The organism is Salinicoccus jeotgali (genome assembly GCF_055379195.1).
In genome coordinates this window covers 1,553,357-1,562,326 of sequence record NZ_AP043830.1, presented here as the reverse complement: position 1 = coordinate 1,562,326, position 8,970 = coordinate 1,553,357, and the positions used below count along the sequence as shown (strand labels likewise).

10 protein-coding genes and 2 tRNA genes are annotated in these 8,970 nt (G+C 43.1%); 7 read left to right on the top strand and 5 right to left on the bottom strand.

The genetic code is table 11. The annotated features are described in order from the left end of the window. Positions 1-4: 4 nt before the first annotated feature. Positions 5-532 carry a hypothetical protein gene (locus tag ACZ43I_RS07985; protein WP_344702232.1) on the bottom strand — a complete coding sequence of 176 codons (528 nt, stop codon included), beginning with the start codon at positions 530-532 and terminating at the stop codon, positions 5-7. A 167-nt stretch (positions 533-699) separates the two neighbouring features. Here ACZ43I_RS07985 and hemE point away from each other — a divergent pair, with 167 nt between their 5' ends. From hemE to ACZ43I_RS07965, 4 genes are all read left to right on the top strand, one after another. Next, complete coding sequence (gene hemE, locus ACZ43I_RS07980) at positions 700-1,725, top strand: uroporphyrinogen decarboxylase (RefSeq protein WP_344702234.1); 1,026 nt, start codon at positions 700-702, stop codon at positions 1,723-1,725. Between the two features lie 5 nt (positions 1,726-1,730). After that, positions 1,731-2,648 (top strand): ferrochelatase, encoded by a 918-nt coding sequence (hemH, locus tag ACZ43I_RS07975; protein WP_344702236.1) that lies wholly within the window; start codon positions 1,731-1,733, stop codon positions 2,646-2,648. Between the two features lie 15 nt (positions 2,649-2,663). Then, a complete protein-coding gene (hemY, locus tag ACZ43I_RS07970) occupies positions 2,664-4,043 on the top strand; it encodes a protoporphyrinogen oxidase (RefSeq protein WP_344702238.1) in 1,380 nt (459 codons plus the stop codon). 69 nt (positions 4,044-4,112) lie between these two features. Continuing rightward, entirely contained in the window at positions 4,113-5,102 is a 990-nt protein-coding gene (locus ACZ43I_RS07965; RefSeq protein ID WP_344702240.1) for a lipoate--protein ligase, read from the top strand. Between the two features lie 64 nt (positions 5,103-5,166). On the opposite strand, the gene ACZ43I_RS07960 is transcribed toward ACZ43I_RS07965, so the two are convergent. Beyond that, the gene (locus ACZ43I_RS07960) at positions 5,167-5,388 is read right to left on the bottom strand and encodes a hypothetical protein (RefSeq protein ID WP_344702243.1); all 222 of its coding nucleotides are present in this window, start codon (positions 5,386-5,388) and stop codon (positions 5,167-5,169) included. Positions 5,389-5,591: 203 nt separating this feature from the next. Between ACZ43I_RS07960 and ACZ43I_RS07955 the strand changes: the two genes are divergently transcribed. The 3 genes from ACZ43I_RS07955 to ACZ43I_RS07945 all read left to right on the top strand — a co-directional run bounded on the left by ACZ43I_RS07955 (position 5,592) and on the right by ACZ43I_RS07945 (position 6,438). Beyond that, positions 5,592-6,188 carry a competence protein ComK gene (locus tag ACZ43I_RS07955; RefSeq protein ID WP_344702245.1) on the top strand — a complete coding sequence of 199 codons (597 nt, stop codon included), beginning with the start codon at positions 5,592-5,594 and terminating at the stop codon, positions 6,186-6,188. A gap of 85 nt (positions 6,189-6,273) precedes the next feature. After that, positions 6,274-6,348: transfer RNA gene (locus ACZ43I_RS07950), tRNA-Asn, on the top strand. A gap of 1 nt (position 6,349) precedes the next feature. Continuing rightward, positions 6,350-6,438: transfer RNA gene (locus ACZ43I_RS07945), tRNA-Ser, on the top strand. Positions 6,439-6,521: 83 nt separating this feature from the next. On the opposite strand, the gene ACZ43I_RS07940 is transcribed toward ACZ43I_RS07945, so the two are convergent. The 3 genes from ACZ43I_RS07940 to ACZ43I_RS07930 form a co-directional block, all read right to left on the bottom strand. Continuing rightward, a complete protein-coding gene (locus ACZ43I_RS07940; RefSeq protein WP_344702248.1) occupies positions 6,522-7,598 on the bottom strand; it encodes a tyrosine-type recombinase/integrase in 1,077 nt (358 codons plus the stop codon). A gap of 11 nt (positions 7,599-7,609) precedes the next feature. After that, the gene (locus ACZ43I_RS07935) at positions 7,610-8,056 is read right to left on the bottom strand and encodes an ImmA/IrrE family metallo-endopeptidase (protein ID WP_344702250.1); all 447 of its coding nucleotides are present in this window, start codon (positions 8,054-8,056) and stop codon (positions 7,610-7,612) included. A 91-nt stretch (positions 8,057-8,147) separates the two neighbouring features. Then, positions 8,148-8,927: a DUF4352 domain-containing protein gene (locus ACZ43I_RS07930; protein WP_344702252.1), complete on the bottom strand. Its 780-nt coding sequence runs from the start codon at positions 8,925-8,927 to the stop codon at positions 8,148-8,150. Positions 8,928-8,970 lie beyond the last annotated feature (43 nt).

Sequence of the window (8,970 nt, the reverse complement as noted above, 5' to 3'; positions counted from 1 at the left end):
TCGCTTAGAAGTCGTCCTCTCCATCTTCTTCATTGTCTTTCAGCGGGAGATAGAATTTGGAAGAAATCGATTTATGGAAAAGCGATTCCTCCGTCCTGAATTTTGCCAGGGCATCGGTGCTCAGGAAGTCGGAGTAGCCATCGGTATCCTTGAAGTCGTAATAGGTTGAGGACTGGGCCCAGCCAATCATTACTATGAATTCGTCTTCGCCGAGTGCTTCGCCGATACGGTAGAACTGTACGCCACGCGTGTTGTCAAGCACTTCTGAAAGTCTAGACAGATGGCCATGCACAGGGCCTTTACTGTCTCCGGGCACAGGAATGAAATGGATTGAAACCGGAGAGTGTTCATCAAGTTCACTGGTCGAATGACTCAAATTATATGAATGCCTTGAACTGAACATGCTTTCCTTTTCTTCGGATTCATAATATAGGAGGGCGTCTTTGCCGATTGCTGCGATGTTGAGCCCTTCATTATTCTTTTTCAAATCAATCATGTAGGATATTGTTCCTGTCGTCAGATGTAAGTTCATCTATTTCACCTCGTCGTTAGTCTTATTACAGTTATACCTTAAACGCTAATGTCTTAAACCTGGTTCAAATGAATCGAATTTTTGACATTATGCCACTTATTTCAATTCGCCTGCTTCAATATGTTAAAATACTGGGTGGATATATATATAAATTGGAGGAGAATGATGTGTTCAACGATACAATATTGAAAGCAGCAAGGGGAGAGAAGACGGATCATACCCCTGTATGGTTTATGCGTCAGGTTGGTAGGAGTCAGCCTGAGTACAACAAGGTGAAAGAAAAGTACTCTTTGCTTGAAATCACAAGACAACCTGAGCTGACAGCTTATCTGACAGGCACACCGGTAGAAAACTATAATGTCGATGCGGCAGTACTGTATAAGGACATCGTATCACCATTGGCCCCGATGGGCATCGATGTCGACATCAAACCTGGTGTCGGCCCAGTCATTTCAAATCCAATCAGAGACATAAAAGATGTAGAAAAACTTGGAGAGCTGGATCCTTATAAAGATCTCGACTACATCTACAAGACAATTAAAATATTGACTGAAGAAAAACTCCAAGTACCGCTCATCGGCTTCTGCGGTGCGCCGTTTACTGTAGCAAGCTATATGATTGAAGGTGGACCAACCAAAAATTACCATAAGACGAAGACGATGATGTATAATCAACCAGAAACTTGGTTCAAGCTGATGGATAAGCTGACTGAGATGAGCATCCGTTATCTTAGTGCCCAAGTGGACTCCGGAGCGAAAATGATACAAATCTTCGACTCATGGGGCGGGGCGTTAAGTAAAGAAGATTATGCATATTATCTATCCCCTTCGATGGACAAGATCATCAGAGCCATCCAAGAAAAGGGTGTACCAGTAATCGTCTTTGGAATCAGTGCCTCCCACCTTATTCCCGAATGGAATAAACTCAGCATGGATGTGTTGGGTCTTGACTGGAGAACGTCAATCAATGAAGCGAGGGAAATGGGTGTCAAAAAAGCACTTCAGGGCAACCTTGACCCAGCATTGTTGCTTGCAGATTGGAACGTCATCGAAGCGCGGGCGAAAGACATCCTAGATCAGGGGAACAATGAAGGTCATATATTCAACCTCGGACACGGGGTGTTCCCAGCAGTTGAGCCGGACACATTAAAACGTCTTACGGCTTTCGTTCATGAATACAGTAAAGGAAAGTGATAGTGATGAAAGAGAAAAAAGGATTGCTTGTCATGGCGTACGGTACGCCTTATAAAGAAGAAGATATTGAACCATATTACACGCATATAAGGCGTGGCAGAAAACCTTCTGAAGAAGCGCTCCAAGATTTGAAGGACCGCTACGAAGCGATCGGTGGCATTTCACCGCTTGCTGATACGACAAAAAGGCAGGCAGAAGCGTTGGCAGCTAAACTCAACGCTTCGCAAGATGCAGTGGAATATGAATTGTTCATTGGACTCAAACACATCGACCCATTCATCGAGGATGCGGTTGAAGCGATGCATGACCATGGCATCAAAGAAGCTGTTTCAGTCGTACTGGCACCTCATTACTCGAACTTTTCAGTCGGTTCCTACAACAAGCGTGCTCATGAAGAGGCCGAGAAGTATGGTATTTCAATCAAATCGGTGGAATCTTATTATGAACAGGAACCGTTTATTGATTTCTGGACAGAAGCAGTGAAATCTTCCCTTGCTGAAGTACCGGATTCCGAGCTAGATGAGACGGCGGTCATCGTCAGTGCACATAGTCTGCCTGAGAAGATTAAAGAGCATAATGACCCGTATCCGGATCAGCTTGCTGAAACTGCAAAATTGATCCAGGATAACGCTAATCTAAAGAACGTGCATATAGGTTGGCAGTCAGAAGGAAACACCCCGGATCCATGGCTTGGTCCGGACGTCCAAGATCTGACACGTGACTTGCATGCCGAATACGGTTACAAGCATTTCGTCTATCTGCCAGTCGGCTTTGTCTGCGAGCACCTTGAAGTGCTGTTTGACAATGACGTCGAGTGCAAAGTGGTATGTGATGAAGTCGGTGCGGGCTATCATAGGCCAACGATGCCGAATACTGATGAACGCTACATCCAAGCAATGATAAACGAAATAAATAGATTGTAGTAAAGGCGGATTAACTTGAAGAAAATTGCAGTTATAGGCGCAGGTATAACAGGTTTATCAGCAGCGTACTATCTCTCGAAGCTGGAAGATGTCGAAGTGGACGTGTATGAAAAGAGTGACCGTGCAGGCGGTAAGATCAACACGTACCGAAAAGACGGATACGCAATTGAACTTGGTCCTGAATCCTATCTTGCCAGAAAGCAGAGCATGACGGATTTGGCTGAGGAGATCGGCCTCGGAGATGACCTTGTGCGAAATTCAACAGGAACATCCTATATTTACGTGAACAACAAGCTCTCATCCCTACCAAAAGGTTCAGTCCTCGGGATGCCAACCGAGCTTGTACCGTTCATGACGACAGATCTCATCTCTGCTAATGCCAAACTGCGTGCCGGTGTTGATTTCCTTAAGAAGCCAACCCCCGTATATACAGATATCTCTGTCGGCCACTTCTTCAGGGGACGGCTGGGTGATGAGGTTTTGGAAAATATCATTGAACCATTGCTTTCTGGCATCTACAGTACAAAAATAGATGAACTCAGCCTACTGTCGACCTTCCCTCATTTCAAGGAACTTGAAGAACAGCACGGTAGCCTGATCAAAGGGGTCTATCATCAAAAGAATCAAAAAGCCGGAGGTGCCAAAACCCCTACCGGTAAAAAACAGGGGCAATTCCTACAGTTCAAGCATGGTCTACAGTCCTTCATAGACCGACTGAAAGAGACCACTGAGCAACAAGGTGCCTCGATGCATTTCGGATACGATGTCAGTGCCATCAAAAAACATGGCAAACGCTATCGCCTGACCGCAAACGAACGTACAAAAGAGTATGACAACATCATCGTGACGACGCCACACTTCCAATACAAAAGGTGGTTCAACGACCTTTCGCTTGAATATTTCAAGCATATGGAAGCCACAAGTGTTGCGACAGTGGTCATGGCCTTTGATGAGAATCAGGTCAAAAATGATATAGATGGTACAGGTTTCGTTGTCAGCCGCAAGATGGATACGACCATTACAGCATGTACGTGGACCAGCAAGAAGTGGACGTATTCCGCTCCGGAAGGCAAAGCACTTCTACGCGCTTATGTCGGTCGCCCGGGCGATCCGATCGTCAACGAGAAGGATGATGATGAAATCATCCGCTTGGCTAGAAAAGACCTTGATGATATCATGACGATCAATGGAGAACCTGAACTATCCATCGTAACCCGCTTGAAAAACTCCATGCCACAGTATAAAGTCGGCCATAAAGAAATGATCGCCGGAATCAAGGAATATATGGCCAAACAGTATCCAGGAATCATCCTGACAGGTGCTTCGCATAATGGGGTAGGACTGCCGGATTGTGTGGATCAGGCCATAGAAGCAGTAGAATCAATTTCAGAATAAATGTAAAAAAATGCCCCGGATGTTATTATGATAATATCAGGGCATTTTTAATAAGGAGGCACCAGTTGAATGAAATTCATTTCGAATAATGACATCAAAGATCCAATGATCAATCTCGCTATGGAAGAATACGTGTTGCGTGAAATACCTACAGACGATTCCTATTTCCTGTTCTATGTAAATCAGCCTTCCATCATCATCGGCAAAAACCAGAACACGATCGAGGAGATAAACGAACCTTATATACGTGAAAATGACATAAAGGTTGTACGTCGTGTATCGGGAGGGGGCGCGGTCTATCATGATGAGGGTAACTTGAACTTCAGCTTCATAACAGAAGACGATGGAGAGAGTTTCCATAACTTCAGCAAGTTCACTCAACCTATTGTGGATGTACTGCAGAACATGGGTGTCAATGCAGCATTGTCTGGACGTAACGACCTAGAGATTGATGGAAAAAAAGTCTCGGGGAATGCTATGTTTACACAAAAGGGCCGGATGTTCTCTCATGGCACGCTGATGCTAGATAGTGACATCTCAGAAGTCCAGAATGCGCTCAGGGTGAATAAGAAGAAGATTGAATCAAAAGGAGTAAAATCAGTAAGAGGCCGTGTCGGCAACATCAACGATTTTATGGAAGAACCTCTTGATATAGAAACATTTAAACAGAAAATACTCGAATCCATATTCGATGGCAGCGAAAATATTGAAGAATATGTGCTGACTGAAGAGGATTGGGAAAGAATCTATAAGTTATCGGAAGAGAAGTATCAGACGTGGGATTGGAATTATGGCAAAAACCCTAAATACAATTTTGATGTCTCCCACAAGTTCGATGCAGGTTTGTTGGACGTCAGGCTTAATGTCAAGAAGGGCAGAATAGAACAGGCAAAAATATTCGGCGACTTTTTTGGCGTAGGAGAAGTGAATGTCATCGAAGAACGACTGATCGGCACCGAGCATAATCGTGAAGCCATCGACAAAGCGTTGGCGGATGTCGATATCAGTTTTTACCTCGGCAGGATCACCAGAGAGGAATTTCTCGATCTAATTGCATAAAAATAAGCTGACTGTTAACCATATGTATAATCTACCGGTTAACAGTCAGCTTTTTTTATATTGATTACTCTTCAGCAGCATCTTCATTATCCATTTCCTTTAGCTTTGATGTATATATCATAAACTTCTCTTCATCTTTTTCTACAAGTGATGCTTCAATCTTTTCAAGGTATAGCTTGCGATTATAGTCGTCAATCGCTTCTTGGAGAAGAAGTTCGGCAGAAAGGTCGTTTATGGTGTTGATGAAGACTCTCAACTGGTTCGCCGGGTATACTTGCTTATTCATCTCTACATCCCCCTTCATCATTTGGTTGTTACAAATTATATAACACGAAATGCCATAGGTCAAACAACATTTCGAATATTCCGTTAATTTAATAATGTAAAATTACATTAAAGCAATTTATTTAACATTTTGTTATATTATAGTTAACAAAAATAAATGCATGTGCTATTATTTAATTAACATAAAGCAAAGGGGAGCATGCGATGAAAAGACTTCATTACCAGATACACGAGGAAACGATGTATATCGTGCCGATCGACAATGATGGGATGATCGAAAGTCGGATTGGAGAAGCGTACGGAGAGGGGATCGAATGCAGACTCAATCCAAATAAAGTGATAGAGAGGAATTGCCGTAGCCATTCGCAGAACTATCATGCGAGAAAAGATTTGAGCAGGACGTTGACCGGCATCTCAAGCAAAGTACCGATCATCATCGATCTATTCGGATCTTACATATATTTCTGCACCCATTCCGATCGGATTAGTGAAAATAACTGGTTCAACATCAATCATATTCAATCCTATATGAATGATGAGGGCATGACACGGGTGCTATTTTCAAATAATGAAGAGCGGATAATAGACATTTCATATACATCCTTCAACAATCAATACTTGAACGCCTTGAAGCTGCATTATAAATTCAATCAGCAGAAAGAGAAGTATCAGAAGAAAGAAATGAGTATGCAGTTCCAATATCCTACCATGGGACGGGGAGAAGCGGCACGAGTGAACGAAACGATCTATCATTCTTATATAAGTTACATAAATGGGTTGGAAGTTAAGCGAGAAGTGTAATAAGAATATAAAACATGTGCTCAAACGGTTGAAATACTGTGTAAAGTTGTTATAATTGTAAATGTTCGATTGAAATTGACAGCATTCCACAGTAGCTCAGTGGTAGAGCTATCGGCTGTTAACCGATCGGTCGTAGGTTCGAATCCTACCTGTGGAGCCATGGAGATGTACTCAAGTGGCTGAAGAGGCGCCCCTGCTAAGGGTGTAGGTCGGTATTCCCGGCGCGAGGGTTCAAATCCCTCCATCTCCGTACCAATCCCGTAACCCCTGTGGTTATGGGGTTTTCTTTTTGTGTGGCCACGCTATGGCCACGGAATGGACACCAAAACGTATTTATAGGCCGGATATGGCGTCCTTTTCTGTGCTTGGATAAAGATGGCCATACACCTTTTCGATGGTAACTGATGAAGCGTGTCCGAGTCTTTTGGCCAGTGTCTCCCGGTCCATGCCCAACCGATTGATGCAGTCGGATGCATGGGAGTGTCTGAATTCATGTATCTTGATTCTTTTAATATCTGTCTGCTTCACCAGCGCATCGTATTTTTTCCCCACTGTTGTTTCTCCAATGGATTGGTAAAAGGAGCCGAACACGACATAATCCTCTTTATATGGTTGATTCTCCTGATACCATGCTTTATACTCCTGCAGCACCTCAATTACGTGGCCCGGAATGTACACTTTCCGTTTGGAAGTCTTGGTTTTTGGCTTGTGGACTTGGCCATTGTAGTTTGTCTTATCTATATTAATATACCCTTCCTGAAAATTGATATCCCGCCAGGTCAGCGCCCGTTGCTCTCCATGTCGCACACCACTGAAGTATAGCAACCTGAAATAAGCCCTGTATCGTAAATCCTCTATTACACTATAGAAATGTTCAAACTCCGCTACAGTCCAATAATTCCACGTATAGTCCTCATCATTCTCAATGTTGCCTGCTAGTGCCGCGACATTGGATTTTAAGTCATAGAACTTCATGCCATGCGACAATATGCTACTGAGCGCAGTATGGATATCCTGAACGTACCCCTTCGATAGCTTCTTTCCTCTAAACTCTTTTTCCTGCATATGCTTATGAAAATCCAATATGTCCTTTGTGGTCATGTTATAGACATCTATGTTCCTGAAATATGGATCCAGATGATTATTGATGTAATTCTTCATGGTTTTAATACTGGACGGCTTTCTACGATCCGCGTACCATTCCAGATAATCATTGGATAGATGAGTGAAGGGGAGTGCATCTTTGATTGCCCCTTCATCCAAGCTGATGAAGAAGTCATCTTCATACGTTCGAGCGTCCTTGCGGCGTCTGAACCCTCTTTTCTTGTGATATCTCCGTTCTCCAAACTTATCCATATAAGACAAACTGACATAGTATGTCTTTCTGCTTTCATCCTTGTATATCGGCATGTTTATTCCTCCTAGTTATAAATGGTCATCCGCGTGTGTTCAATCAGCATCTCGATGCGTTTCAAAGCAAGATCAAATGGTACATTAAAGTAGCTTGTCACTTCCTGCGCCGTATATAATTCATACTTCATGATTAACTTCTCCGGCATCATCAACAGAATAGCGAACTTCTCAGCCTCAGCTTCCTGCATCTGATTAAACGCGCGTGGCATGTGGCGTTGATCTGTACAATGCAGGAACATATGGCCGGCTTCATGGCAGAACGCCTTCCACATTTTAAATGATGCATCGATTTTAAGTGCTATGACATCTATTCCTCGTTTTGTCATATAAGCGTTATCAATATGGTTGTAGAGTATGTGTGCTGAAAACATATAGGACAGGTGCGAGATGTTCAAATCCAACCGATCCGTGACGCACATATCTACAATGTCATTAACCCTTTTTTCAATTCTCATAAAATCCCCCTTAGTTTAAGAACGTGTGTTCGGTTTCAAGTTTAAAAAATTACTGACCACCAAAAGTGCCAGTGGTCAGCTGGTTATATTACTACTGTAAATTGATGATGCCTGTCTGTGTGCCCCAGAATCCGGATTGTACTTGCAGCTGTTTAGTGTCACTGTCAATGACGCCAGGTGCTACATCATAAACTACATACGCATTTCTGGAAGATCCCGGGTTGACTTCTTCAGCCAATAATCCGAGATTGTCCGCTGCAACTTCCTGATTCATATAAGTAGAAGCAGTCGTATCTGGTTCATATACCACTTCACCATCGGTGATTTTAAAGAAGTCGCTCGTTAGCATTACAGCTTCATTTTTATTATTGGTTACTGATACATCCAAAACAAGATAGGTGTCGTTTGCTGTTGATGATAAACCAGTGCCGACGGAATCGCGTTGGAACCATTCATTCACAACAAAGTCGATTTCATCCACTGTTAAAGCTTCACCTACACTAGCCGTTTCATCAACTTCTTCTTCAACAGTCTTTTCTTCTGTCGGTTCCTCCTTTTCAACCGTCTCTTCTTCGGTTGGTTCCTCTGTATTTTCCTCAGTTTCTTCTTCCACCGTCGCAGGTGCTGAAGTAGCTTCTTCACTCTGTTCGGTACCGGTGGCGACTTCTGTGCCTGCGGTGTCTGTTTCATCTTCTCCAGTGATTAAAGATGATAAGCCAATCACTGCAATTGCTGCTGTGACGATCCATTTCGCCGCCTTATTCCAATTTGTGTGCGCCCACATCAGGTATAAGCCGATCGGAAAGAAGATAATCAACATAATAATGACGAACCACGACTTCTTGTAAATTGGCGTCTTTTGTTCTGGCATACTAAATCCCCCTATAATTCTAAAATATGTAACTTAAATCTAT

Bases quoted from the DNA above. Each gene is read 5' to 3' on its own strand.
- ACZ43I_RS07985 (WP_344702232.1), bottom strand. From the start codon at position 532: ATGAACTTACATCTGACGACAGGAACAATATCCTACATGATTGATTTG.
- hemH (WP_344702236.1), top strand. From the start codon at position 1,731: ATGAAAGAGAAAAAAGGATTGCTTGTCATGGCGTACGGTACGCCTTAT.
- ACZ43I_RS07965 (WP_344702240.1), top strand. From the start codon at position 4,113: ATGAAATTCATTTCGAATAATGACATCAAAGATCCAATGATCAATCTC.
- ACZ43I_RS07960 (WP_344702243.1), bottom strand. From the start codon at position 5,388: ATGAATAAGCAAGTATACCCGGCGAACCAGTTGAGAGTCTTCATCAAC.
- ACZ43I_RS07955 (WP_344702245.1), top strand. From the start codon at position 5,592: ATGAAAAGACTTCATTACCAGATACACGAGGAAACGATGTATATCGTG.
- ACZ43I_RS07940 (WP_344702248.1), bottom strand. From the start codon at position 7,598: ATGCCGATATACAAGGATGAAAGCAGAAAGACATACTATGTCAGTTTG.
- ACZ43I_RS07935 (WP_344702250.1), bottom strand. From the start codon at position 8,056: ATGAGAATTGAAAAAAGGGTTAATGACATTGTAGATATGTGCGTCACG.
- ACZ43I_RS07930 (WP_344702252.1), bottom strand. From the start codon at position 8,927: ATGCCAGAACAAAAGACGCCAATTTACAAGAAGTCGTGGTTCGTCATT.